This window comes from Pararhizobium antarcticum, from assembly GCF_001885585.1.
GTDB classification, from domain to species: domain Bacteria; phylum Pseudomonadota; class Alphaproteobacteria; order Rhizobiales; family Rhizobiaceae; genus Pararhizobium; species Pararhizobium antarcticum.
The window spans coordinates 20,983-45,662 of sequence record NZ_LSRP01000098.1 but is presented as its reverse complement, the minus strand read 5'-3'; the positions used below and the strand labels follow the sequence as shown (position 1 = coordinate 45,662).

Annotated in this window: 21 protein-coding genes; 6 read left to right on the top strand and 15 right to left on the bottom strand. The window is 60.2% G+C overall.

Annotated features, from left to right (window positions below):
- Window positions 1–1,835 (bottom strand): PhoX family protein (locus AX760_RS17020; protein ID WP_071834185.1); only part of this gene is annotated, 1,835 nt, incomplete at its 3' end.
- Window positions 1,836–1,991: 156 nt separating this feature from the next.
- On the bottom strand, window positions 1,992–2,726 hold the full coding sequence (recO, locus tag AX760_RS17015) for a DNA repair protein RecO (protein ID WP_071834184.1): 735 nt from the start codon (window positions 2,724–2,726) through the stop codon (window positions 1,992–1,994).
- A gap of 169 nt (window positions 2,727–2,895) precedes the next feature.
- Here recO and AX760_RS17010 point away from each other — a divergent pair, with 169 nt between their 5' ends.
- The gene (locus tag AX760_RS17010; RefSeq protein WP_071834183.1) at window positions 2,896–4,203 is read left to right on the top strand and encodes a UDP-glucose dehydrogenase family protein; all 1,308 of its coding nucleotides are present in this window, start codon (window positions 2,896–2,898) and stop codon (window positions 4,201–4,203) included.
- Window positions 4,204–4,246: 43 nt separating this feature from the next.
- Here the strand turns inward: AX760_RS17010 and AX760_RS17005 are convergent, their stop codons facing one another.
- On the bottom strand, window positions 4,247–6,577 hold the full coding sequence (locus AX760_RS17005) for a Tex family protein (RefSeq protein WP_071834182.1): 2,331 nt from the start codon (window positions 6,575–6,577) through the stop codon (window positions 4,247–4,249).
- A 129-nt stretch (window positions 6,578–6,706) separates the two neighbouring features.
- Window positions 6,707–7,705, bottom strand: coding sequence for a glutathione S-transferase family protein (locus AX760_RS17000; protein WP_071834186.1), 999 nt, complete (start codon window positions 7,703–7,705; stop codon window positions 6,707–6,709).
- Between the two features lie 379 nt (window positions 7,706–8,084).
- On the opposite strand from AX760_RS17000, the gene arsH reads away from it, so the two are divergent.
- Entirely contained in the window at window positions 8,085–8,792 is a 708-nt protein-coding gene (arsH, locus tag AX760_RS16995) for an arsenical resistance protein ArsH (protein ID WP_071834180.1), read from the top strand.
- A gap of 233 nt (window positions 8,793–9,025) precedes the next feature.
- The gene (locus tag AX760_RS16990) at window positions 9,026–9,724 is read left to right on the top strand and encodes a hypothetical protein (RefSeq protein ID WP_071834179.1); all 699 of its coding nucleotides are present in this window, start codon (window positions 9,026–9,028) and stop codon (window positions 9,722–9,724) included.
- A 136-nt stretch (window positions 9,725–9,860) separates the two neighbouring features.
- On the opposite strand, the gene era is transcribed toward AX760_RS16990, so the two are convergent.
- The 8 genes from era to rpoZ all read right to left on the bottom strand — a co-directional run bounded on the left by era (window position 9,861) and on the right by rpoZ (window position 16,973).
- On the bottom strand, window positions 9,861–10,793 hold the full coding sequence (era, locus tag AX760_RS16985; protein ID WP_071834178.1) for a GTPase Era: 933 nt from the start codon (window positions 10,791–10,793) through the stop codon (window positions 9,861–9,863).
- 8 nt (window positions 10,794–10,801) lie between these two features.
- Window positions 10,802–11,521 carry a ribonuclease III gene (gene rnc / locus AX760_RS16980; RefSeq protein WP_071834173.1) on the bottom strand — a complete coding sequence of 240 codons (720 nt, stop codon included), beginning with the start codon at window positions 11,519–11,521 and terminating at the stop codon, window positions 10,802–10,804.
- On the bottom strand, window positions 11,518–12,261 hold the full coding sequence (gene lepB, locus AX760_RS16975; protein ID WP_071834170.1) for a signal peptidase I: 744 nt from the start codon (window positions 12,259–12,261) through the stop codon (window positions 11,518–11,520). The genes rnc and lepB overlap by 4 nt, the downstream gene beginning before the upstream one ends.
- Window positions 12,262–12,438: 177 nt before the next feature.
- Complete coding sequence (gene acpS, locus AX760_RS16970; RefSeq protein WP_071834166.1) at window positions 12,439–12,858, bottom strand: holo-ACP synthase; 420 nt, start codon at window positions 12,856–12,858, stop codon at window positions 12,439–12,441.
- A 132-nt stretch (window positions 12,859–12,990) separates the two neighbouring features.
- The gene (locus tag AX760_RS16965; RefSeq protein ID WP_071834164.1) at window positions 12,991–13,587 is read right to left on the bottom strand and encodes a DUF2062 domain-containing protein; all 597 of its coding nucleotides are present in this window, start codon (window positions 13,585–13,587) and stop codon (window positions 12,991–12,993) included.
- A 244-nt stretch (window positions 13,588–13,831) separates the two neighbouring features.
- Complete coding sequence (locus AX760_RS16960; RefSeq protein WP_071834161.1) at window positions 13,832–13,984, bottom strand: DUF3563 domain-containing protein; 153 nt, start codon at window positions 13,982–13,984, stop codon at window positions 13,832–13,834.
- A gap of 234 nt (window positions 13,985–14,218) precedes the next feature.
- Entirely contained in the window at window positions 14,219–16,444 is a 2,226-nt protein-coding gene (locus tag AX760_RS16955) for a RelA/SpoT family protein (RefSeq protein WP_071834157.1), read from the bottom strand.
- A 118-nt stretch (window positions 16,445–16,562) separates the two neighbouring features.
- A complete protein-coding gene (gene rpoZ / locus AX760_RS16950) occupies window positions 16,563–16,973 on the bottom strand; it encodes a DNA-directed RNA polymerase subunit omega (RefSeq protein ID WP_071834156.1) in 411 nt (136 codons plus the stop codon).
- Window positions 16,974–17,522: 549 nt separating this feature from the next.
- On the opposite strand from rpoZ, the gene AX760_RS16945 reads away from it, so the two are divergent.
- Window positions 17,523–18,101 carry a LabA-like NYN domain-containing protein gene (locus AX760_RS16945; protein WP_071834152.1) on the top strand — a complete coding sequence of 193 codons (579 nt, stop codon included), beginning with the start codon at window positions 17,523–17,525 and terminating at the stop codon, window positions 18,099–18,101.
- A 97-nt stretch (window positions 18,102–18,198) separates the two neighbouring features.
- On the opposite strand, the gene smpB is transcribed toward AX760_RS16945, so the two are convergent.
- The gene (gene smpB, locus AX760_RS16940) at window positions 18,199–18,678 is read right to left on the bottom strand and encodes an SsrA-binding protein SmpB (protein ID WP_071834148.1); all 480 of its coding nucleotides are present in this window, start codon (window positions 18,676–18,678) and stop codon (window positions 18,199–18,201) included.
- Window positions 18,678–19,562 carry a 4-hydroxy-tetrahydrodipicolinate synthase gene (dapA, locus tag AX760_RS16935; RefSeq protein ID WP_071834144.1) on the bottom strand — a complete coding sequence of 295 codons (885 nt, stop codon included), beginning with the start codon at window positions 19,560–19,562 and terminating at the stop codon, window positions 18,678–18,680. The genes smpB and dapA overlap by 1 nt, the downstream gene beginning before the upstream one ends.
- A gap of 302 nt (window positions 19,563–19,864) precedes the next feature.
- Between dapA and AX760_RS16930 the strand changes: the two genes are divergently transcribed.
- Both AX760_RS16930 and AX760_RS16925 read left to right on the top strand, forming a co-directional pair.
- Complete coding sequence (locus tag AX760_RS16930; RefSeq protein ID WP_071834141.1) at window positions 19,865–21,976, top strand: lytic transglycosylase domain-containing protein; 2,112 nt, start codon at window positions 19,865–19,867, stop codon at window positions 21,974–21,976.
- A 95-nt stretch (window positions 21,977–22,071) separates the two neighbouring features.
- A complete protein-coding gene (locus AX760_RS16925; protein ID WP_071834139.1) occupies window positions 22,072–22,974 on the top strand; it encodes an alpha/beta fold hydrolase in 903 nt (300 codons plus the stop codon).
- 148 nt (window positions 22,975–23,122) lie between these two features.
- Here the strand turns inward: AX760_RS16925 and AX760_RS16920 are convergent, their stop codons facing one another.
- Window positions 23,123–24,094, bottom strand: a complete 972-nt coding sequence (locus tag AX760_RS16920; protein ID WP_071834132.1) for a porin — start codon at window positions 24,092–24,094, stop codon at window positions 23,123–23,125.
- Between the last annotated feature and the right edge of the window lie 586 nt (window positions 24,095–24,680).

The window sequence follows — 24,680 nt, the reverse complement described above, 5'->3', positions numbered from 1 at the left end:
GGCCAGAGGGTTGTCGCCTCGTCGAGTGTCTCGGCATCTTCGGCGGGGTGCTGTACGGAGACAAACAGCGTCGTGCCATCCGGGGAGAAGATTGGCCCGGTTGCCTCGGCGCCAGCGGGGCAGGTAAACAGCAACTTCGGCAGGCCGCGCGCCGGACCCTCGGTATCGATCCCGTAGATGCCATCCGGCAGGCCGAAATCATTGGCACCGTCGGTGGCAACCCAGAGCCGGCCCTGCGGATCGAAGGTGATGTTGTCGGGACAGACGAACCAGCCGCTGTCGGATGTTTCCGGGTGAAAGCTCGCCTTGATGGCGGGATCGGCAGGATTACCGGCCAGCACGAAGATATCCCAGTCGAAGACGTCGGCCGCATGATCGGCATCGCTTCCGCGTCCGCCCGGCGGGATCAGTTCGACAATGTGGCCCCAGAGATTTTCCGGCCGCGTGTTGGCGGGATTGATCTTGTCGGCGGCAAGCTTCTTGTTCTTCGTCATGACAGCATAGACGCGGCCAGTGACCGGGTTCGTCTCGAAGTCCTCGGGACGATCCATCGGCGTTGCGCCGAGGGCATCGGCCGCAAGTCGCGTCCGGATCAGGACGTCGGCCTGGGTTGCGAAACCGTTTTCAGCGGTCAGCGGCCCCTGCCCCTGCACAAGCGGCATCCAGGTGAGCTTGCCATCGGCTTCGAACTTGCCGACCGACAGGGTGCCTTCGTCCAGCAGGTCCTTGCCGGTTTCGGGTCTGGCCGGATCAAAGGTCCCGGCGGAAACGAAGCGGTAGACATATTCGAAATAGTCATCGTCGCCCATGTAGACCACCACGCGGCCGTCCTTGTTGAGCACAACGGTGGATGCCTCGTGCGACATGCGACCGAGCGCCGTGCGCTTGACCGGCACGGACTGCGGATCATAGGGGTCGATCTCGACGACCCAGTCGAAGCGGTTGGGTTCGTTGGGTTCCTTGCTGATATCGAAGCGGTCGTGGAAACGGGCCCGGCCGTAGAAATCGGAGCCGTCGAAGCCGTAGCGCTCGAGCACATTGGCAATGGACGAGGCCTCGATCTTGCCGCCGAAGGTATCTGATGCCCCCTCCTCGCAGGTTAGCACCGTGCCCCAGGGGGTGACGCCGCCGCCGCAGTTGTAGTTGGTGCCCTTGACCACAAGGCCCTCGGGATCGCCGCTGGTTTTCAGCAGGTCGTGGCCGGCGGCCGGACCGGACAGGCGCATCGGAGTTTCAAGCGTCAGGCGACGATTGAGCGGGCTGTCTGTGACAAGGCTCCAGCGTCCGTCGGCAAAGGCGATCTCGACGATGGAATGGCCCATGGCCGCCATGCCGAGATCGACCTGTTCACGGGTCATCTTCACGGCGGCTTCGTCCTCGGTCATGCCGGGGAACATAACATTCGGCGAGATGTATTCATTGTTGACGCAGAGCAGGCCGCGCGTCGATTCGGTAGAGCCCTTGGGCAGCGGCATGAAGGCTGTGTAGTCGCAATTGTAGCCGAAGCGGCTTTCCTGCTCGGCAGCGGTGATCGACGCGGCATCGAATTCGCCGAGACCGGCCTTCAGCGCATCACCCCACCGGGCCAGCACCTTGACACTGTAACCATCGGCAACAGCCGTGTCCTTCCCATAGGCGCGGGTCAGTTCGGTAAAGACGAGGCTGGATTGCGCAGCGGCGGCAAAGCTCTCGCCGGCAAAGAGCGAGCCGATGAAGCCGCTGCCTGCGGCGATGGCGCCGATCGAGGATGCGGCCTTGAGAAAGGTGCGCCGCGAGACGCGCTCGGCAATGACATCGCGAATGACGGGAGAAGAATTGGAAGGCAAGAGTGACATGGGATGCTCCGCTTCGGTTGAGACCGCCACCAGATATGGGGCGCGGAAGCGACGTTAGGGCGCAAGCATGACAGGCTGTTGACCGCCAGGTGCTGGCTTGCGCTGCGGCGGTACTGGCTTGCGCTGCGGCGGTACCTTTCGGTACATGTCCGCCCGCTATGCTCGGGCAAGCGCCTTCAGTGCCGCCTGGACGAAACCGTCGCGGGCAGATGACGGGGCCATGCCGCGCGGCTCGTAGACATGGCGATGCAGGAAATAGTCCGTGAGCCGGAAGGCCTGGGCCAAGGTTTCGAGGCTTGCCGCCTCGCTGCCGCCGGCAGCCAGGAAGGCAGGCAAAGCCAGCATCCTGTCGGCATAGGGGGCGCCGGCATCGCGGCTGACGGCCCGGCCGGATTTCGGCGAGACATAGACCAGGTCGTCCTTGGTGCCGGTCGCTGCACATTCGGCCAGATTGAGCCCGAAGCCGAGATCGTTGAGCACGGCAATCTCGAACCGCACGAACAATTCGCCGGCATCGCGGGGGTCGTGCAGGTTTTCGAGGATGACATCGAGCGATTCGTAGAGATGCGGATGCGGATCGCGCTCCGGCAGCAGCCGCAGCAAGGCACCCATCGCCTGGACGCCATAGACCGACGTCGCCGCCTCCATCAACCGCGCCGCACGCAGCCGCACCGGCTCGATCCGGAACTCCCCCAGATGCTCGTCGAGGCGCGCCCGCCACGTGACTTCGACCTCGTTTCCGGGCTGCAGCACCGGCTGCATCGCCCGCGAACGACCGGACCGCACAAGCCCCAGGTGCCGGCCGCGCAGGCGTGTCATGACCTCGACGACGACAGAGGTCTCGCCATGGCGCCGGACGCCGAGAATGATTGCCTGATCGGTCCACTGCATGTTCAGGTTCTACGCCGAGACGGCAAGCGGGGCAATCGCGCGCGGCTGGCGCATGGTGCCAGATCTGCGCGCCAACCTGACATATATTCACCAACGTCCGGATTCTTGGCTTTTGCCTGCACAGATTAGCGTCTAAGAGACATTCCCAGAAATTGGAGCGGTTTCAGACATGAAAATCACGATGATCGGTGCGGGCTATGTTGGCCTGGTTTCAGGCGTTTGTTTTGCTGATTTTGGCCATGACGTCATCTGCCTGGACAAGGACGAAAACAAGATCGAGGCGTTGCGCGCCGGGCGCATCCCGATCTTCGAGCCGGGCCTGCAACAGCTTGTCGCCGCCAATGCCGCCTCCGGCCGCCTGAGCTTCTCCACCGATCTTGCCAAATGTGTTCCGGACAGCGAAGTGATCTTCATCGCCGTCGGCACCCCGTCGCGACGCGGCGACGGCCATGCCGACCTCTCCTATGTCTATGACGCCGCTCGCGAGATTGCTGCCCATATCAGCGGCTTCACCGTCATTGTCACCAAGTCGACCGTTCCTGTCGGCACCGGCGACGAGGTCGAGCGGATCATGCGCGAAACCAATCCGGACGCCGATATCGCCGTCGTTTCCAATCCGGAATTTTTGCGCGAAGGCGCTGCCATCGACGACTTTAAGCGGCCCGACCGCATCGTCATCGGCATCGACGACGAGCGCGCCCGCGAGGTGATGACCGAGGTTTACCGCCCGCTCTATCTCAACCAGTCGCCGCTTCTGTTTACCACCCGCCGTACCTCCGAACTGATCAAATATGCCGGCAATGCCTTTCTTGCCATGAAGATCACCTTCATCAACGAGATGGCCGACCTTTGTGAAAAGGTGGGCGCCAATGTGCAAGAGGTCGCCCGCGGCATCGGTCTCGACGGCCGCATCGGCTCGAAATTCCTGCATGCAGGCCCCGGTTATGGCGGCTCCTGCTTCCCCAAGGATACGCTGGCGCTTGTCAAGACGGCGCAGGACCATGACAGCCCTGTCCGCCTGATCGAGACCGTGGTCTCCGTAAACGACAACCGCAAGCGCGCCATGGGCCGCAAGGTGATTGCGGCAGCCGGCGGCGACGTGCGCGGCAAGACGATCGCCGTGCTCGGACTGACCTTCAAGCCCAACACCGACGACATGCGCGACAGCCCGGCCATCGCCGTGATCCAGGCCCTGCAGGACGCCGGCGCGACGGTGAGGGGCTATGATCCAGAGGGCATGGACAATGCCGGGCACGTCATCGCCAACCTCATCTTTGCATCCGGCCCCTATGAGGCGGCGGATGGCGCCGACGCGCTTGTCATCGTCACCGAATGGAACCAGTTCCGGGCGCTCGACTTCGACCGCCTGAAGGCCGTCATGAAAAGCCCGGTGCTGGTCGACCTCAGAAACATCTACCGCAAGGACGATGTGACCAAACACGGGTTCACCTATACCAGCATCGGTCGGCCGGACTGATCCCGCCGCGCAGCCGCCACTATAAACGGCTGCGCGCGCCGGCCTATTTCCGCTTCATCGCCTCGGCCAGTGCCGCGCCAAAGGCGCCCTGCGAGGGGGCTTCAGGTTTTGGCTGGGGTACACGCCCCTGTCGCGGCTGATTGCTGACGCGGGGTTCGTTCCTTGACTCACGGGGAGCTGACTCTGCGCCACCGTCCTTGCGCATGGTGAGGGCGATGCGCTTGCGCGGCACGTCCACCTCTGTGACCCGCACCTTGACGACATCGCCGGCCTTGACCACCTCATGCGGATCCTTGACGAAACGGTCGGCCAGCTGCGAGACGTGCACGAGGCCATCCTGATGCACGCCGATATCGACGAATGCGCCGAAGGCAGCAACGTTTGTCACCGTGCCTTCGAGCAGCATGCCGGGTTTCAGGTCCTTGATGTCGTCAATGCCGTCGGCAAAGGTCGCGGTCTTGAAACTCGGGCGCGGGTCGCGGCCCGGCTTTTCCAGTTCGGCGAGGATGTCCTTGACGGTCGGCAGGCCGAAACGCTCGTCGACAAAGCTGCGCGGATCCAGCTGTTTCAAGGCGGCGCTGTCGCCCATGATGGCGCGCAGGTCCCGGCCGCAGGCGGCAACGATCTTCTTGGCGACACCATAGGCTTCCGGATGCACGGACGAGGCATCAAGCGGCTCCTTGCCACCGGTGATGCGCAGGAAGCCGGCGCATTGCTCGAAGGTGCGGGCACCGAGCCGCGGCACCTTCATCAGGTCCTTGCGGCTCTCGAAACGGCCCGTCGCATCGCGATGGGCAACGATCGCCTCCGCAGATGACTTGCCGAGGCCCGAGACACGCGCCAGAAGCGGCGCCGACGCGGTGTTCAGATCGACACCGACCGCATTCACCGCATCCTCGACCACGGCCTCGAGCGAGCGGCCGAGACGGGCTTGATCAACGTCATGCTGGTACTGTCCGACGCCGATCGATTTCGGCTCGATCTTGACGAGTTCCGCCAGCGGATCCTGCAGCCGGCGGGCGATCGAGACAGCGCCGCGCAGCGACACGTCGAGGCCGGGGAATTCGTCGGCCGCGGCCTGCGAAGCGGAATAGACCGAGGCTCCGGCTTCCGAGACGATGACCTTGGTGGGTTTCGGGCCGGCCGGCAATTGCGTGAGCATGTCGGCGACGAGCCGTTCGGTCTCGCGGCTGCCGGTGCCGTTGCCGATGGCAATCAGCTCGATCCGGTGTTTGCGCACCAGACTTGCCAGTTCGGCCTGCGTGCCGCGAATGTCGTTCTTCGGCGGGAAGGGATAGACCGTTGTCGTCTCCAGAAGCTTGCCGGTGCCATCGACGATCGCCACCTTGACGCCGGTGCGGATGCCCGGGTCCAGCCCCATCGTGGCGCGCGAACCGGCGGGGGCGGCAAGCAGCAGATCCTTGAGGTTGCGGGCAAAGACGTGGATTGCTTCTTCCTCGGCCCGCTCGCGCATTTCGCGCATCAGGTCGAGCGACAGCGACAGGGAAAGCTTGACGCGCCACGTCCAGCCGATCATCTCCATCAGCCACTTGTCGCCCGGCAGCGTACCGCCGACGTGGTAGGCGGCGGCGATGGTCCGCTCGACCGGTTTCATCGGCCCTGTGTCGTCGAGATCGACGGTGATGTCGACGGAGAGGAATTCCTCGTTCCAGCCGCGCAGCATGGCAAGCGCCCGGTGGCCCGGCACGGTCGACCATCGTTCGGTGTGGTCAAAATAGTCGGAGAACTTGGCGCCGGCTGCCTGTTTTCCGTCAACCACGCGCGCGCGCAACATGGCAACGCTGCGCATATGGGTGCGCAGGCGGCCAAGCAGATCGGCATTTTCGGTAAAACCTTCGGCAATGATATCGCGGGCGCCTTCCAGCGCCATCTTCACGTCCGTGACCTCACCCACCACATAGGCTGCGGCGCGGTCGGCAGGTGCAAGGGTGCGATCGGCCATGATGGCTTCGGCAAGCGGGCCCAGACCGCGTTCACGGGCGATTTCGGCCTTTGTCCGGCGCTTCGGCTTGTAGGGCAGATAGATGTCCTCAAGCTCGGCCTTGGTCGTCACCGCCGCGATCTTGCCCTCGAGTTCGGTCGTCAGCTTGTCCTGGCTGCGGATCGAATCGAGAATCGCAAGGCGGCGCGCCTCCAGTTCGCGCAGGTAGACCAGCCGCTCGGCGAGCGTGCGCAGCTGCGTGTCGTCCAGCCCGCCGGTGACTTCCTTGCGGTAGCGGGCGATGAAGGGCACGGTCGCGCCCTCGTCCAGAAGCTCGATCGCCGAGGTCGCCTGCGCAGGGGTCGCGTTGATCTCCCTGGCAATAAGAAGCGCTATCGATTTCGACGGGATGTGCTTGGACGGGTTGGACATGGCATTTCCGTGTGCTGATTCTGGTCGGGCGTGGACCATAGGTGCACATGCCATGAAGGCCAAGTAAAGGCGCATGCCCGCCCGTCCGGCATCCACAGGAGATCATTGCTGTCCTTTCGCGCGCGGCCCTCAGGCGATCGTCACGCCCTTGCCGGAAAGCCGCGCGCGGCCATGCGGCCGGTCGAAATCGAGCAACGGACCTGATGGCACGATGCCGGTGGGGTTGATGTGGGCGATCGAATAATAACCGCGCTTGATGTGTTCGATCCGCACCGTCTCGCGGATGCCGGGCCACTGGTAGATTTCCCGGGTATAGGCCGAGAGCGCCGGATAATCCTCCAGCCGGCGGAGATTGCACTTGAACGCGCCGTGATAGGCGGCATCGAAGCGGATCAACGTGACGAACAGCCGGATATCCGCCTCGGTGAAATGGCTGCCGGCGATATAGCGGTTGTCCTGCAGATGCGCCTCGACCGTATCGAGCGTTTCGAACAGATCGGCGACCGCGCTGTCATAGGCACCTTGCGTCCTGGCAAAGCCGGCCCGGTAGACACCGTTGTTGATCCGGTCGTAGATCGGCGCGTTCCAGCGATCGATTTCAGCGCGCAGGGCTGGCGGGGAGAAATCGAGGCGGTTGCCGGTCAGGTGGTTGAAGGCCGTGTTGAATATGCGCAGAATATCCGAGGATTCGTTGTTGACGATCCGTCCTTCCTTGCGATCCCACAGAGCCGGAACCGAAACCTTGCCGGTGTAGTGTCTATCGGAGGCTGTATAGAGTTCATGCTGATGGCGGATCGGCGCGATCGTCGGGCCGGCATCCTGCGGCTCGGCATAGGTCCAGCCGTCCTCGCCGAGTTCGGGCACCGACACCGAGAGCGAAATCACATTCTGGAGACCCTTGAGATTGCGCATCATCAGCGTGCGCGAGGCCCAGGGGCAGATATAGGCGACAAACAGCTGGTAGCGCCCGGCCTCGGCGGCAAGACCCGCCTGCCCGTCCGGGCCGGGCCCGCCATCGACCGTGATCCAGTTGCGGAAACTCGTCTGCTCGCGATGGAAGGCGCCCTGCTTCATTTCGCTCGCGGCAACATCGCCCTTTTCCCATTTCCCATCGACCAGTTGCGGCATCGTCATCTCTCCTGCGTCTGTGCAGTCCCAGACCCGGTCCTGCCCTGCCCTTGCATCCGAGTGGTCTCATGCGGGACGCGAGGCGGCAAGATTGCCAGGGCGCGACAGACTGTTCGAAAAAACACGACTGGAAACCAAACAAGAAACATCTTGATACGAGCAATATGTCGATATATACAGACATATGGACACAAAGACTATCGCCGTGGCTTTCTCGCGCGTGTTCCCTTTTTTGACCGGCAACTGTAAGTGCCGCTGGTGTGTGGAGAGCCCTCACCATCCGGCACGCCCGGACCATCGCCACCGGGGTACGATCCTGGCTATCCGCAGAGGATCCAACGGGGATCCGTGAAAATTCCACCTTTGGAGGACCATTGTTTTGCCTGACCTTCCCGCCGCTGATCTCAACCACCTTCAAGCGCCCGATCTCGACGCACTGCGCCCTGCCTTTTCGACACACAAGCCGCGCATTCTCGTTCTCTACGGCTCATTGCGAACGGTTTCCTACAGCCGGTTCCTGGCGCGGGAGGCTGCCCTTTTGCTCACGCATTTCGGCGCCGAGGTGCGTATTTTCGATCCGGACGGGCTGCCTCTGCCGGATGCAGCGCCGGCAAACCATCCGAAGGTGAAAGAGTTGCGCGACCTGTCCCAATGGTCCGAGGGGCAGGTCTGGGTGAGCCCGGAGCGTCACGGCGCCATGACCGGCGTCATGAAATCACAGATCGACTGGATCCCGCTCGCCGTCGGTTCGATCCGCCCGACGCAGGGACGAACGCTCGCCGTCATGCAGGTGTCCGGCGGTTCGCAAAGCTTCAATGCGGTCAACCAGATGCGCATTCTCGGGCGCTGGATGCGGATGATCACCATTCCCAACCAGTCCTCCGTCGCCAAGGCCTATCAGGAATTCGACGCAGATGGCCGCATGAAGCCCTCCGCCTATTATGATCGTGTGGTCGATGTGATGGAGGAACTGGTGAAATTCACGCTTCTGACCCGCGACGCCTCGGCCTATCTGAACGATCGTTACAGCGAGCGCCGCGAGGAAGCGGAAAAACTCGCGCAGCGGGTCGATATCAAGAACCTGTGAGCCTGACGAGGCCAAGCAGTGGACCGACTTCGGCCGATCCGAAGTCTGTTCCGCCCGCGATCCTTGAAGCACTGGGATTTCGAAACAGCAGCGTTGCCGCAAGTTTAGTTATCGAACATCGTGCACGGTCCGTTAGGGCAAAACCCGCAGATTGCCGGACGGTAAAACAGCTTGTACGATCATTGGCCAGGTTGAGAATTTTGCGACGGTCGATATCGGGACAAGCATCGCGCATGAGCAAAGTTGCCCCCCTTCTTCGTCTTGCCATTGAAGACAATATTGGCTGGTGCAGCGCGGTCTGCACCGCCCATGGATCGCGCGAGACAACATCAAGGGACGCGTGGGTCAATCGAGGTGCGTCGCCACCGTTTTATCCGAACATCATAAGCCGACAGATTGGTGTTCAAGACGAAATAGAAACGCTCATCGGCGAGGTTGCGATAGCCAACCAATCCAAACGCTGGGGCATCAAGGACAGTTTTTGCGAGCTTAACCTTTCCGACCTGGGATTTGAGCGGATTCAATCCGGCAGTTGGTACGGCGGAACGCTGGCAGCGAATGCCGAACCGACCGACTGGAACATCATCCGTTCGCCAGAGCATTTGCGATCATGGGAGAAGGCCTGGGGCGGTGGAGAGGATCGCATTTTCACCGAAAACCTGTTGTTGGACCACAGGATAAGCTTTTGGTTCAAAGGGGGAGACGACGCCATCGAAGCGGGCTTCATTTCCTTCGATTCGGGTCCGTCACTCGGGATTTCAAACTGGTTTTCTCAAGACGATCGTTCGCTTGTTCAAACAGGGGCCCTGCAGGCAGCGAATTCGGTTTCGCGGAGACGGCCAATCGTCTGCTGGTCGGCGGACGACGCCTTACGGGAAACCGGTTTGTCCGATCTTGGACCTCTCCAGGTCTGGATTTCCCCAACGGCGTAAACGCGGTAGGGAATTTCGCAAACAATCCCGAGATGCGCGCCGCTGCGTTTGATCTTGCGGACAAAAACCATTGCCACAAAAGGCAAGGCGCCCGTTCAGGGCGCCTCTTGATGGTTTGTAGCGATCGGGATCGCTCTTACTTCGGATATTCGAGGCCCATTTCGCGGAAGCGCTCGGGGTCGTCGCCCCAGTTCTCGCGGACCTTGATGAACAGGAAGAGATGCACGGGCTGCTCGAGGATTTCGGACAGTTCCTTGCGCGAGGCCATGGAGATCGCCTTGATCGCGTCGCCGTTCTTGCCGAGGGCGATCTTCTTCTGGCTGTCGCGTTCGACATAGATGACCTGCTCGATGCGCACCGAGCCGTCCTTGCGCTCTTCCCATTTTTCCGTCTCGACATGGGACGAGTAGGGAAGCTCCTGGTGCAGCCGCAGGAAGAGCTTTTCGCGGGTGATTTCGGCGGCGAGCTGGCGCATCGGCAGATCGGAAATCTGATCCTCCGGATAGTACCAGGGGCCTTCGGGCAATTCGGTCGAGAGGTAGTCGAGCACGTCCTCGCAGCCGGAGCCGGTGAGCGCGGAGATCATGAAGGTCTGCTCGAATTCGACATATTCATTGGCGGCGGCGGCGAGCTTCAGGAGATTTTCGCGTGACACTTGGTCGATCTTGTTGAGCACGAGGATCTTGCGCTGCGGCACTTCCTTCAGGCCTTCGAGGATGGTTTCGGCATCCCCCTTCAGGCCGCGCTCGCTGTCGATCAAAAGCATGATGATATCGGCATCCTTGGCGCCGCCCCAGGCGGTCGTGACCATGGCCCGGTCCAGCCGGCGGCGCGGCTTGAAGATGCCGGGCGTGTCCATGAAGACGATCTGGGCCTTGCCGTGAATGGCGATGCCGCGCACGATGGCGCGTGTCGTCTGCACCTTGTGGCTGACGATCGACACCTTGGCGCCGACGAGCTTGTTGACCAGCGTCGATTTGCCGGCATTGGTCGCACCGATCATCGCCACGAAGCCGGAGTGGGTTTCAGCACTTTCCGGTGCTGCTGCATCTATTTCGTTTTCGGTCATATGTTCCGTCAATTTCCGGCAGAGACTTTCTGCCACACACCTTCACGCTCCAGCATTTTCGTTGCGGCCACCTGCTCGGCGGCGCGCTTGGAGCGGTCCATTCCCGTTTCGGGCGCAACGCCCTTGATCTCGACTGTCACCGTAAAGCGCGGATCATGATCCGGGCCGGAGCGGTCATCGATGCGATAGTTCGGCGTGACGCCGTATTTCGAATGCGCCCATTCCTGCAATTCGGTCTTGGCATCGCGGCGGGCGCCATCGGCCCGGGTCGCGCGCGCCGACCAGTGGCGCAGGATAAAGCCGCGTGCCGCTTCGAGCCCGCCATCGATATAGACGGCGGCAATCAGCGACTCTACCACATCGGCTCGCACATTCATCATGTGTTTTCCGGTGAGTTTCTTGACGTCGGCGCCGGTGCGAATGAACAGGTGCAGCGCCATGTCGTCGGCGACGACAGCACAGCTTTCGGCGCTGACAAGCTGGTTCAGCCGCACCGACAGTTCGCCCTCGTCGGCATCCCTGAAGGTCTGGAACAGGAGTTCGGCAATGCACAGGCCGAGCACGCGGTCGCCGAGAAATTCCAGCCGCTCGTAGTTCGAGCCCTTGGCATTGCGGGCGCTGGAATGGGTCAGCGCCCGGTCGAGCCGTTCCTTCTGGACAAAGGTGTAGCCGATCGCAGCCTCGAGCCGTTCCCGGTCCTCTGCGCTCAGCAAACGTCCCTTGCTCATTCGACCCCCTTGAGCAGGCGATCATAGCGCAGGTTGGACGGCCATTTCCAGATTTCGCGGAACGAGGTGTCGTTGCCGAGCGAGAAGAAGATCATCGATGCGCGCCCGACGAGATTTTCCGCAGGCACGAAGCCGACATCGAACCGGCTATCGGCCGAATTATCGCGGTTGTCGCCCATCATGAAATAATGGCCTTCCGGGACGATAAATTCGCGGGTGTTGTCGCCACGCGAATCCGGGAACTGGTCGAGCGTGTCGAAGCTGACGCCGTTCTCCAGCGTCTCGCGATACACAGGCACATCGGCGCCGGTATCGTACTGGTCGTCGGCGCGGAAGACGCCATCGGCAACGCGCTGAACTTCCTTGTCGTTGATGTAAAGAACGCTGTTGCGCACCTGCACCTTGTCGCCGGGCAAGCCGACCAGGCGCTTGATGTAATCGATGTCGGGGTTCGGCGGGAAGCGGAAGACCACGATATCGCCACGCTCAGGCTCGCTTGCGAAGATGCGCCCGCTGAACAGATCCGGCGAAAACGGCAGCGAATACTTCGAATAACCGTAGGAGAACTTGTTGACGAAGATGTAGTCGCCAACGAGCAGCGTTGGCATCATCGAACCCGACGGGATGGTAAAGGGCTGGAAGAAGACAGTGCGGATGACGACCGCAAGCAAGAGCGCCTGAATGATGACTTTAACATTTTCCCAAAGGCCGCTCTGGGTCGTTTCACTCTTTTCAGCCACGCTGCATACTTCCTTTTGTGGACACCGTCGGCGCCATCAGGGGCGCATACCGGAACATTCATCGTTGGTTTCTGTTCCGTCCGGAATTTTCCCTGCAATAAAGCCGGAGACGGCAAAGAACAACTCTTCCGGCCCCGTATTTTCAAGGAAACACGGTACGCTTCAGTGAAACATGCTCTAAACGCTTCCTCCATCCGGGGCAACGGGCAGCGCTTCGATAATGACAAAGGCCTGGGCCAGCGGAAAATCATCGGTGATCGTCAGGTGAATGATCGTCTGATGACCGGCCGGGGTCATGGCCTGAAGCCGTTCCAGCGCGCCACCGGTCAATTCCATGGTCGGCTTGCCGCCGGGCAGATTGACCACGCCCATATCCTTCCAGAAGACGCCCTGAGCAAGACCGGTGCCCAGCGCCTTCGAACAGGCTTCCTTGGCGGCAAAGCGCTTGGCGTAGGATTCCGCCCGGTTTTTTCGCCCTTCCGACTTTCGGATCTCGATGTCGGTAAAACAGCGATGACTGAAGCGCTCGCCGAAACGATCGAGCGAACTTGCAATCCGCCTGATGTCGATGAGGTCGCTGCCGATACCGATGATCATGGGGTCTCGTCTCTCACATCGGTCTTCCGGCAGGCTCTGGGCTCTGGGTGATCGCAGGACCAGACCAGAACATGGCGGCTTGGCAAATTTCAAACGGGCCCAGGTGACAAATCGGTAGGGATGCCGGATCTTTCAAGGTGCCAGGTCTTTCAGACCGGACGCACCATCGGTTGCAAGCGCCGAACGGACTGCGCTTGCCCCGAGCCTGATCCTGCGCCGGCTCTGGAAAAGCCGCGCCGCAAAAAGTGACACCGCGTAAAACACGATGGCCGCGATGCCCGCAGCCGGTACGGAACCGATCAACACAGGCTTCAGGACAGGCCCCCAGAGATGGGAAAATTCGAGGTTTTTCAGCATATGGAGGATTTCATGGCCAACCATCGCGTCGGCAGGCTGCCCGGTTATCACCATGCCAAGCTCATAGGTCGCTGCAAGGATGAACGGAATGGTCAGCGGATTGGCAAGCGCCGTGGCGATGCCGGCTGCGATCAGGTTTCCCGAGAGCAGATAGGCGACGGCGAGGGCAATGAGAATGTGAAAACCGATAAACGGGGTCGCTGACGAAGCCGCGCCGGCCGCAACGCCGACCGCGATCGAATGCGGCGACGATGAAAGGCGCAGGACCCGCATCGTCATATAGCGCAACCCGCGGGAAAACCCCTTCCGGGGCCACAGGAATTCGCGGATCTTCTGCGCGAGCGTCGCAGGCTTTGTGCGTCTGAACAACATGGTGTTTGATAAACGATCCTGGCAGCGCCATTCAATGGAAAAGCTGCACGTGTCGGCATTTTAGCCGCAAGACCTGCTTTGCCGCAACACTTACGTTCCGGCAGACGGCATCCCGCCATCGGAAACGCTATACACCCCGGGATCGCTGGGCCTGCGCATCATGCACAGGCGCGGCATCTGGCATACGTTTTCTGCATAGGTCCCGGCTGCCTGCGCACAGGCGGCCGGACAGGTATAGGACGGATTAGAAGCCCTTGCGGAACAGGCCGCGATCGACCTGGCGCTGACGGTATTCGAGATCGATGCGATCAAGCGAGCCGTTCAGATAGTTCATTTCCCGATCTTCGACCGAAGGAATCCGGAGAGCGCGGGTCATTTTCTTCAACTGCGTAAACATGGTAAACCTCTTTCGTTTACCTCCCGAGACAGAAGATAGTTTAGAAGCGGCTTTTCCACCAGAGCTACAAATCACGGGCAGCCATGCACAGCATGCATGGCCTACACAATTTCGCCATCACACCTGCCTATTTTCGATGCAGATGCCGGGACACGGCGCAGCATTCTGGTGCTTTGTGACGAAAACAAGGCGGCGCCGTTTTGGCGCCGCAGGTGTAAACGGCGCCAAAACGCATCAGGCATAGACACGCGTGACGGTGGAAACGCTCGGCAATTCGCGGATCTGCGTGATCATATGGTTGAGCTGCCTAAGGTCCCAGACTTCGAGATCCAGCTGGAACTCGCTGAAATCGGCCGCCACCCGCCCCATGGTCAACGTTCGGATGTTGATATCGCTGGTGGCGATAGCCTGGGCGATTTCCGCCAGCGTGCCCGGTTCGTTCAACGCGTTGATCAAAACGCGGGCCATGAAACGCGTATTGTTGGCTTCGTCGAGATCCCAGCGAATATCGATCCACCGCTCTGGCTCATCGTCGAACTTCTGCAAGGTCGACGACTGGATCGGATAAATGGTAATCCCCTTGTCCTGTTCCATGATGCCGACGATCCGGTCGCCGGGAACGGCCCCGGACGGGCTGAAATGGACCTGGGCATTGCCGGAGAGGCCGCGGATCGGCAGCGCTTCCGGCCCCTCTCCTTCCAGGAGGTCCGTGGTCGGCCCGGGCTTGCCCGGCAACTTGAACACCACGCCGGCGGCACTCGTCATGTTGAACCAGCCCTCGTCATAGCTGGGCTTGACGGTGACGCGATCATCCTGATGATCGGGAAAGACGGCACGCAGCACATCGAGTGACGACAATTCACCGCGACCGACCGCGGCAATCGCGTCCTCGATATCCTTCTGCCCCAGACGGTGCAGGACCGGCTTCATCGCATCGCGGGAAAACTGCTTTCCGGCGCGCTCGAAGGTGCGCTCGAGAATGCGATAGCCAAGGCCGGAATATTGCTTGCGGATGGCAGCCCGGGTGGCGCGGCGGATGGCCGAGCGCGCCTTGCCGGTGACGACGATTTCCTCCCAGGCCGGCGGCGGCACCTGGATGCCCGAACGGACGATCTCGACCTCGTCGCCATTGTTGAGACGGGTGACGAGCGGCATGATGCGGCCGTTGATCTTGGCGCCGACGCAGGTATCGCCGATATTGGTGTGGACCGCATAGGCAAAGTCGATGGGGGTCGCGCCCCGAGGCAGGGCGATCAACTGCCCCTTCGGCGTGAAGCAGAAAACCTGGTCCTGAAACAGCTCGAGCTTGGTGTGCTCCAGGAACTCTTCCGGATTGTCGCCTTCGGCCAGCGATTCGATCGTGCGCCGCAGCCAGGAATAGGCATTCGACTTCGGCGAGAGCTTGACCTCGCCGGAGACCTCCTCGCCGTCCTTGTAGAGCGTGTGCGCAGCAATGCCATATTCGGCAACGTCATGCATGCTCCGGGTGCGGATCTGCAGTTCGATGCGCTGGCGCGAGGGGCCAACGATCGTCGTATGGATCGACTGGTAGTCGTTCTGTTTCGGCGTCGAGATGTAATCCTTGAACCGGCCCGGGACCACCCGCCAGCGCGTGTGGACAATGCCGAGCGCGCGGTAGCAGGCCGGGATATCCTCGACCAGGATGCGAAAGCCCCAGACGTCCGAAAGCTGCTCGAAGGACAGGGACTTCGACTGCATCTTCTTGAAGACCGAATAGGGCTTCTTCTGCCGCCCCTTGACCACAGGATCGGGCAGACCATTGGCCTTCAGCAGTTCGACCAGTTCGTCCTCGATCTTGGTGATCAGACCTTCGTTGCGCGTGGAAAGCTCATCGAGACGCTGGGTAACGGTCTCGAAAGCCTCCGGATTGGTGTGGCGAAAGGAGAGGTTCTCGAGTTCCTCGCGCATGTCCTGCATACCCATGCGGCCGGCCAGCGGCGCATAGATATCCATTGTTTCCTCGGAAATGCGGGCCCGCTTTTCCGCCGACATATGATCCAGCGTGCGCATATTGTGCAGGCGGTCGGCGAGCTTCACCAGAAGCACGCGCACATCATCGGAAATGGCTAGCAACAGCTTGCGCAGGTTCTCGGCCTGCTTGGCCTTCTTGGACACAAGATCGAGTTTCTTGATCTTGGTCAGGCCCTCGACCAGCGCACCGATGTCCTCGCCGAAGAGATCGTCGATCTCGGCGCGCGTTGCCGTCGTGTCCTCGATCGTATCGTGCAGCAGCGCGACCGCGATCGTCGATTCGTCGAGGTGCATTTCCGTGAGAATGGCCGCGACTTCGAGGGGATGGGAAATATACGGATCGCCGCTTGCCCGCTTCTGCTGACCATGCTTCTGCATGGCGTAAACATAGGCCTTGTTCAGGAGGGCCTCGTTCACATCGGGCTTGTATTTTTGAACCCGCTCAACGAGTTCGTACTGGCGCATCATCCGTGAGCGGCTCCTGGGCACAACAACCGTAAAAATGAAAAGGTGCGCCAATCATAGGAGTGGCGCACCGCGTTGCAAACACTATCGGAAACCGGCCGGGCCCGAAAGCCCGTCAGTCTCAATAATCGTCGCTTTTTTCCGGCGGAACCAGGCCTTCGATACCGGCCAACAGCTCTTCTTCCGACATGCGATCGAAGGTGACAGGTTCCGGCTGATCGTCGTCGTCATTGCCGGTGTCCGAAAAGACCGAGGCGCTGCCACCGGTGGCCAGCGATGCCGGATCGTGTTCCGGTTCGTCGACTTCGACATGCTTCTGCAGCGAATGGATCAGGTCTTCTTTCAGATCGCCCGGCGACAAGGTCTCGTCGGCAATCTCGCGCAGCGCAACGACCGGGTTCTTGTCGTTGTCGCGATCGATGGTGATCGCAGCGCCCTGCGAGATCAGCCGCGCACGATGGCTTGCAAGCAGCACGAGTTCGAAACGGTTATCGACCTTGTCGATGCAATCTTCAACGGTGACGCGGGCCATTGCCTGTCCTTTGCGGCTCAAGAGCGCAGCAGCATGGATCGTTCTGAAACGCCCATCGCTGCGCTGATTATAAAATCGAAGCCGGCTCCAGCCGTCTGCAGACGGTATGCGCGGCTCCCATTTCCGGAATTAAACTGCGCGATACAATCAAAAGCAAAGAAATTCAAGTTTTTCCTGCATTGCACCGAAAGTTATCCGCAGTCCGCTGTTGTTTCCGTAGAATCAACGCAAGCGCGGCGAGGTTTTCACGACACGGTTTCGTTGCAATGCACAATGGAATGTCGAGGACAGCAGACTTCGTCTCGATCAAAGGCGCGTTGTATAAAAATCAAGGAAAAGACAGAAAATTGACCTTTTGAAGATTTTTTGACTACGGACTGCTAAAAATAGCTCTATCAACAGTTATTCGCTTCGACTAGAGCAGACAGAGGCTCGCTTAAACCGCTATATGAAGAACTCTTAATGTAATCGAATTGCTTATGTGCCTTCACTCCAGATGCACGTTAGGATTGAGTGAGAAAACATTGAGATAAGAAAAAGGATAGAGCAATGTTTGACCCTCGCGAAAAGATCGCGCTCTTTATTGACGGTGCCAATCTCTATGCCGCGTCCAAAAGCCTTGGTTTCGACATCGATTATCGCAAGCTGCTCAAGGCCTTCCAGAAGCGTGGCTATCTACTGCGCGCCTATTATTACACGGCGCTGATCGAAGACCAGGAATACTCGTCCATTCGGCCGCTGATCGACTGGCTCGATTACAATGGCTACAAGGTCGTGACGAAACCGGCCAAGGAATTTACGGATTCCCTCGGCCGCCGGAAAATCAAAGGAAACATGGATATCGAACTGGCCATCGATGCGATGGAGCAGTCAGAAACAGTCGATCATCTGGTCATCTTTTCCGGCGACGGCGACTTCACGACACTGGTCGAGGCGCTGCAACGGCGCGGACGCAAGGTCTCCGTGGTATCCACCATGGCCACACAGCCGCCGATGATCGCAGACGATCTACGGCGCCAGGCCGATCACTTTATCGACTTGATCAGCCTGAAGGCAGAGGTCGGTCGCGACCCATCGGAACGCGCACCTCGCATGGCAGATCCCGCCCAGACAGACAACGACGTCTGAAGGCGATATGCAAGGCCGGTTGTAGAAACAACCAAAAATGGCGCCGTGGCGATGAGCCCGGCGCCATTTTTGGTCATGGCAGACATCGATCTTATGATCAGCGATTATCTTTCATGATTCGGCTTTTCTGCCTGTTCCAGTCGCGTTCCTTCTCGGACTCACGCTTGTCATGCAGTTTCTTGCCCTTGCCAAGCGCCAGCTCGAGCTTTGCCCTGCCCTGATCATTGAAATAGATCTTCAGCGGGATGAGCGTCATGCCGTCGCGATTGATCGCACTCTGGAGCCGGTGCGCCTCCCGCTTCGACAGGAGCAATTTTCGGCGACGCCGCGGCTCGTGGTTGAAGCGGTTTGCCTGCAGATATTCGGGCAGATAGGAATTGATCAGCCACATCTCGCCGCCCTCATCGGTCGCATAGGACTCAGCGATATTGGCCTTGCCTTCGCGCAGCGATTTGACCTCGGTGCCGGTCAACACCAGACCGGCCTCGTAGGTATCCATGATCTCGTAGTTGAAGCGGGCCTTCCGGTTTTCCGCGACAATCTTTTTGACCACACGCTGGCTGCCTTTGGGTGCCATCAGTTCATCAGCCCCGCATGGCGCAGCGCCGCGTCGATGGCCGATTCGGTTGCCGGCTCCAGCGTCGGCAACAGCGGCGAGCGCACGGCGCGGCTCATCTGGCGCAGGCGGCTGAGCGCGAACTTTGCCCCGCACAGCCCCGGCTCCATGAAGATCGCCTTGTGCAGGGGCATCAGTTTATCCTGATACTCCAGTGCCTTGGCATAATCACCCGCCAGCGTCGCCGCCTGGAATTCGGCGCACAGCCGGGGCGCGACATTGGCCGTGACCGAGATGCAACCGACGCCGCCATGGGCATTGAAGCCAAGCGCCGTCGCATCTTCACCGGAGAGCTGGACGAAATCAGGCCCGCAGGCCATGCGCTGTTCGGAGACACGTTCGATCCTGCCGGTCGCATCCTTGACGCCGAGGATCGACGGAAACGCCTTGTGCAGTGCCGCCATGGTTTCGACGCTCATATCGACGACGGAACGGCCTGGAATATTGTAGATCACGATCGGCAGTTTGACGCTTTCGGCGATCGCCGCATAATGCGCAAAAAGACCCTTCTGCGTCGGCTTGTTGTAATAGGGCGTGACGACGAGAATCGCATCCGCGCCTGCCTTTTCGGCATGCTGCGCCAGCTCGATCGCTTCGCGCGTATTGTTGGAGCCTGCACCGGCAATGACCGGAACACGCCCAGCCGCCGTTTCGATGCACAGTTCCACGACCCGTTTGTGTTCGACATGCGACAAGGTTGGCGATTCACCTGTGGTGCCGACCGGCACGAGGCCGTGGCTGCCCTCGGCGATCTGCCACTCGACATGCGAAACGAAGGCGGCCTCGTCCACAGCGCCGGTCGCAGTGAACGGGGTAACGAGGGCGGGAATGGACCCCTTGAACATGCACGACTCCTGATAGCCCGCGGGAAGCTTGAACCAACCCACGCTTTGGCCGCATTATATGGTTAGAAAACTGGCGCACCATAATCGCGTGATGTGGCGGCGGCAAGCACTGTATCGCGGCATCTGATGACGCGCCCCTCACAAAAAAGCATTTCGCGACTATATGGGGGACAATCATGGCGACAACCGGAACCTGACCTGCAGTCCGGACGTATTTTGATAAAATTAACCGGTTCTGGTCATGTTTGGTTCGGAAGTCCGGCGGCAAATGAGATGGATCAAGGACGATCATAGGGCACGTCATGCGTCAAAAAAGGTCTCTCAACGTCCCCCTATTGCTGGGGCTGACGGCTTTGGTCCTGCCGGTTCTGGCGGCATGGGCGCTTGAACCGGCGAAGTCGCGGGCTAAGCCCGACCTACGTGTCGCACAATCGCAGAGTGTCGCTCCTTCGCAGACCACGCCAACGTCAAACCGCGTCGCATCCGCCGAGGTCACGGGCTCGATCCCGTCGGCAACGGCGCCGATGGCCGGCCCTGTCACCACCCGTCTCAGGGCCGGACTGGATGCGCTCTCCAACCGGCAGGCGCCGCTGGCGATCGAGATTCGCAACAGCATGGCAGCCGATACGCTCGACCGGCACATTCTGACCTGGGCGATTGCCGTTTCCGGGCAGAAAGGCATTCCGTCCCGCGAGATTGCCGGAGCGCAGACAGAATTGAAGGGGTGGCCCGGTCTCGGCGCGCTGCGCGGCCATTCGGAACGGGCATTGGCCCGCGAAAATCCATCGGCAACCACGACACTGTCCGTTTTTGGGGCAAGCCAGCCGGAAACGACGGAAGGGACGATTCTTCTTGCTCACGCCCTGCTTGCCACCGGAAGAAGCGGCGAGGCCACAACGCTGATTGCCAATCTCTGGTCGAAAGAGACGCTGGACACGGCGCGCGAAGACAAGATCCTTTCGGATTTCTCCGCGCTCCTCTCAGCAACAGAGCACAAACGGCGCATGGACATGCTTCTCTATCGCGGTCGCGGCGCGCAGGCCGAGCGGTTCAGTGGTCTTGGCAAGGCACAATCGCTCTATCGCGCCTGGACCGCCGTTGCCAAGGGCGCAAAAAATGCAGGCGCGCTGATCGCAGCCGTTGATCCGTCTTGGAAAAACGATCCAGCCTTTCTGTTCATCCGCATCGAGAACCTGCGCAAACAGGACAGATACGAGGACGCCGCCCGGCTTTTGGCTACGTTGCCGTCCGACAGAGCCGCCCTGATCGACACGGGCGAATGGTGGGTCGAACAGCGAGTCGTCAGCCGCGGCCTTGCCGATCGGGGCGACTATCGCACGGCCTACCGGATCGTTGCCAATCATGTGGCAACCGATGCTGCAGACATTGTCGATGCGGAATTCCATGCCGGCTGGTATGCGCTTCGCGGCTTGAAGGATCCGAAAACTGCTGCTGCGCATTTCCAGCGCATCCTCAAGGCCTCCAACCGGCCGATCTCCGTGTCACGCGCCTGGTACTGGCTCGGCCGTGCCGCCGAAGGGGGTGGCCCGGGAAAAAGCGCGGATTTCTTCACAAAGGCTGCGGCCTTTTCCGGCACCTATTATGGCCAGCTCGCGGCTGCTAGGCTGGGACAGACGGCGCTCAACGTCGCCTATCCGTCGCCGAGCGCCAGTGACCGCACAAATTTCGACAACCGCGAAGCTGTTCGGGCGATTGCAAGGCTTGAGGCAGCGGGCCATGGCTGGCGTGCCGACAGCCTTTACCGGGCGCTGGCCGAAGACCTGACCAGTCCGGGCGAACTTGCGATACTGGCCTCGCGGGCGGAAAAGAGCCGCGGACATCAGTTGTCGCTGCAGATCGGCAAGCTCGCCTTCGGCCGCGGCATCGATGTGGCGGCACTGGCCTTTCCGGTCGGCGTCATTCCCGCCAGCGCGGACATTGCCGGCGCTGGCAAGGCCCTTGCCTACGCGATCGCGCGACAGGAAAGCGCGTTCAATCCGGCGGCTATCTCGCCGGCAAACGCCCGTGGGCTGCTGCAGATCCTGCCGGGAACGGCAAAAGGTGTCGCGGGACGGCATGGTCTTGCCTATTCGCAGGAGCGCCTGACAACAGATAGCGCTTATAACGCGACGCTCGGCGCGCATTATCTCGGTGAACAGATCGATACATTCGGCGGATCCTATATTCTGACCTTCATCGCCTACAATGCCGGTCCGCGCCGCGTTCCCGACTGGATCGGTCGGTACGGCGACCCTCGCGGCAAATCGATCGACGAGGTCGTCGACTGGATCGAGCGCATTCCCTTTGTCGAGACGCGCAATTATGTCCAGCGGGTGATGGAAAACTACCAGGTCTACAAGTCACGCCTGGGCCAGAAGACCGATATCGTGCACGACCTGCGCCTCGGCCGTTAAGGCTTGATCGGCATCAAGCCACCTGCCCCGCTGCAAAATCATCGCGCTTGCCGATGAAATCGCTATGCTCGTCCGGGAAGACAAGGGAGCGATGGATGCGGAACGACGAGACGGGCTTTACCGAACATTATATCCAGAGTGCGGACGGATTGACGCTCTACATGCGCGAATATGGCAAAGAGCTATCGCGCACCAGCGACCTTTTGCCAGTGTTTTGCCTGCCCGGCCTGAGCCGCAACAGTCGGGATTTTCACAGTCTGGCCTTGGCGCTTTCGTCGGATGACACACCGGAGCACCCGCCCCGCAGGGTGATCTGTCTCGATTATCGCGGCCGGGGCCAGTCAGACTGGGACAGTGACAAGAGCCGCTACCAGTTGCCGATCGAAGCCGGCGACGTGCTCGCCGTCTGCGCCACCCTCGAAATAGAACGGGCGATCTTCATCGGGACGTCGCGCGGCGGGCTCATCCTGCATCTCCTGTCGGCGATGAAGCCGTATATTCTGGCGGCCGTCATTCTCAACGATATCGGTCCCGTTGTGGAGATGGAGGGATTGCTTCATATCCGGACATATCTGGCTGCGGCGCCGGCCCTGCCGTCCTTTGCGGCGGCATCGGAGCGGCTGAAGACTGTGCACGCGGCAGCGTTCCCGGCCCTCACCGATGCGGACTGGTTGGACATGGCCAAGGCGTTGTATCGGGAAAGAGACGGTCAGTTCGTGCCTGATTTCGATCCAGCCCTGGTCGAGCCGCTGAATGCGCTGGATGAAAACAATCCTGTCCCGGATCTCTGGGCGTTGTTCGACGGGCTGAAAACAATACCGGCGATGGTGATCCGCGGCGAGCACTCCAATATCCTGTCCCGCGCGACATTCGAAGAGATGCAGCGGCGACACCCCACGATGACCGGCGTGACGGCGCCTGGCCAGGGTCACGCACCGATCCTGCATCTGCAACCGCTTTGCGACCAGATTGCACGCTTCATCGCGACAATAAAATAAGGTCTTTAGGCTTGATTACACATCCGCGTTTCGCCAGTTCCCCAGCCGGCAAACCATCAACCAGCATGATTTTCGCAAGCAGTCAGCCAAACGGAAAAAGCCCGGCTCAAAAGCCGGGCTTTCCTTCACTGACAGATGTCAGATCAGATTAGAAGTCGCGCTGCAGACGGACGAAGCCGGTCCATTCGCCATCAGCAACGTTATCAACGTCGAGATAGTTAACGGTGGCGAGCGTACGCAGGCCTTCTGTGATCTGGTAGCCGGCAGTTACGCCAACCTTCCAAGCATCGTTGCCGTCAACGAATGCGAAGTCACCGAAGTACTGTGCAGCCGGGGTGATGAAGAACTTCTCTGTTGCCTGAATCTTGTATTCAGCAGCAACCGACCACTCCGAAACGTCCCAGAAGAAGTTTGCGCCATCGGCGTAAACGCCGAGGATGCCGAGAGCGCCCGGGCCGATTTCAGCAACGAGACGACCCTTAACAGCGAACTGTTCAACGTCGAAGTCGTAGGAAGCAACCAGGTCAGCAGTTACGCCACCGATGCTGCCAGCAACGTAGCCGGATACACCGACGTCGTCGTTTGTGCCGTTACCGGCCAGCTCTTCAGCTGCAACACCAACCTTGAACGTGCCACCATCGTAGGTGTAACGGATCGCGTTGGACAGGTTACCGGCCGAAACGTCAGTCTCGCCCGAGAGACCCATGTCGTCCCACCAGTTGTAGAAGTAACCAACGTCGAAGCCAGCGATGTTGATCCAAGCACCATCAAGGAAGGTGTCATTGGTGTCGTCAGCCTGAAGGTTGATATAGCCCGAGAGCGTGCCGTATTCGGTATCGTTCTTGGCAGCGAACGTCAGGTAACCACGTGTACGTGCATCCCAGTCAGCGCCGTTTACTGTCAGGTCTTCATCGTAGTTGATCTGCGTACGAACGTAGCCGCCGATCTTCAGGCAGGTTTCCGTGCCCGGGATGTAGAAGTAGCCAGTGCCGAAAGCGTCGCAAACGCGAACGTATTCCATTGGTTCCGGCTCAGCAGCTACGATTGCGTCAGCTGCGTTTGCGCCGGATACTGCTGCGAGAGCTGCAGCGGAGCCGAGAAGAAGGCTCTTAATGTTCATTTCTGACCTCCAGTCAAAAGTTTCAAACGGGTCTGGGTATTTTGCTGAAGGACAGCATTCCCTGCCCCATCCCCAACACTTAAGAAGTCGGACGATCAACCGCCCTTGCTTCTGGATTTGAAAATACAAGACCAGCCCCGTGGCGCAATCACCAACTTGCGAGTTGGTCCGGTTTCGGCAGACCTTCCCCAGGGGCTGTTGCTGAAACGACACAAAATCGCCTTGCGGGGCCTCCAGTTCTTAACAAGTCCTTAAGAAAAGCCTTTATTCCCGGCATCTTAGCAAAAGCTGGCATTGCCACGACCGCGCCATAACATGGCAAAACCACGGCAATACCGGGCTTCTGCAGGGGATTCGCGGGGAGGAAAATGCACTGCAGCATTTTGGCCATTGCCTGAGTTCCAAGCCGGCCAGCAGAATCACGCAATGCCGTTGCCGATCGATTGCAGAATCACCGCCATGGAATCACGCAGCTTCAACGGCCTGTGCCGAAGTGGATCATCGCCTCCCTCCGGCACGAGATCTGCGATCGCCTCGGTTGATGCGCAATTGCGCGCCGGCCCTGTATTCTTTCGATGGCTGGGCA

Excerpts from the sequence above, each read along its gene's own strand:
- recO (WP_071834184.1), bottom strand. The coding sequence starts at position 2,726 with ATGCAGTGGACCGATCAGGCAATCATTCTCGGCGTCCGGCGCCATGGC.
- AX760_RS17010 (WP_071834183.1), top strand. The coding sequence starts at position 2,896 with ATGAAAATCACGATGATCGGTGCGGGCTATGTTGGCCTGGTTTCAGGC.
- AX760_RS17005 (WP_071834182.1), bottom strand. The coding sequence starts at position 6,577 with ATGTCCAACCCGTCCAAGCACATCCCGTCGAAATCGATAGCGCTTCTT.
- AX760_RS17000 (WP_071834186.1), bottom strand. The coding sequence starts at position 7,705 with ATGCCGCAACTGGTCGATGGGAAATGGGAAAAGGGCGATGTTGCCGCG.
- AX760_RS16990 (WP_071834179.1), top strand. The coding sequence starts at position 9,026 with ATGAGCAAAGTTGCCCCCCTTCTTCGTCTTGCCATTGAAGACAATATT.
- era (WP_071834178.1), bottom strand. The coding sequence starts at position 10,793 with ATGACCGAAAACGAAATAGATGCAGCAGCACCGGAAAGTGCTGAAACC.
- rnc (WP_071834173.1), bottom strand. The coding sequence starts at position 11,521 with ATGAGCAAGGGACGTTTGCTGAGCGCAGAGGACCGGGAACGGCTCGAG.
- acpS (WP_071834166.1), bottom strand. The coding sequence starts at position 12,858 with ATGATCATCGGTATCGGCAGCGACCTCATCGACATCAGGCGGATTGCA.
- AX760_RS16965 (WP_071834164.1), bottom strand. The coding sequence starts at position 13,587 with ATGTTGTTCAGACGCACAAAGCCTGCGACGCTCGCGCAGAAGATCCGC.
- AX760_RS16960 (WP_071834161.1), bottom strand. The coding sequence starts at position 13,984 with ATGTTTACGCAGTTGAAGAAAATGACCCGCGCTCTCCGGATTCCTTCG.
- AX760_RS16955 (WP_071834157.1), bottom strand. The coding sequence starts at position 16,444 with ATGATGCGCCAGTACGAACTCGTTGAGCGGGTTCAAAAATACAAGCCC.
- rpoZ (WP_071834156.1), bottom strand. The coding sequence starts at position 16,973 with ATGGCCCGCGTCACCGTTGAAGATTGCATCGACAAGGTCGATAACCGT.
- AX760_RS16945 (WP_071834152.1), top strand. The coding sequence starts at position 17,523 with ATGTTTGACCCTCGCGAAAAGATCGCGCTCTTTATTGACGGTGCCAAT.
- smpB (WP_071834148.1), bottom strand. The coding sequence starts at position 18,678 with ATGGCACCCAAAGGCAGCCAGCGTGTGGTCAAAAAGATTGTCGCGGAA.
- dapA (WP_071834144.1), bottom strand. The coding sequence starts at position 19,562 with ATGTTCAAGGGGTCCATTCCCGCCCTCGTTACCCCGTTCACTGCGACC.
- AX760_RS16930 (WP_071834141.1), top strand. The coding sequence starts at position 19,865 with ATGCGTCAAAAAAGGTCTCTCAACGTCCCCCTATTGCTGGGGCTGACG.
- AX760_RS16925 (WP_071834139.1), top strand. The coding sequence starts at position 22,072 with ATGCGGAACGACGAGACGGGCTTTACCGAACATTATATCCAGAGTGCG.
- AX760_RS16920 (WP_071834132.1), bottom strand. The coding sequence starts at position 24,094 with ATGAACATTAAGAGCCTTCTTCTCGGCTCCGCTGCAGCTCTCGCAGCA.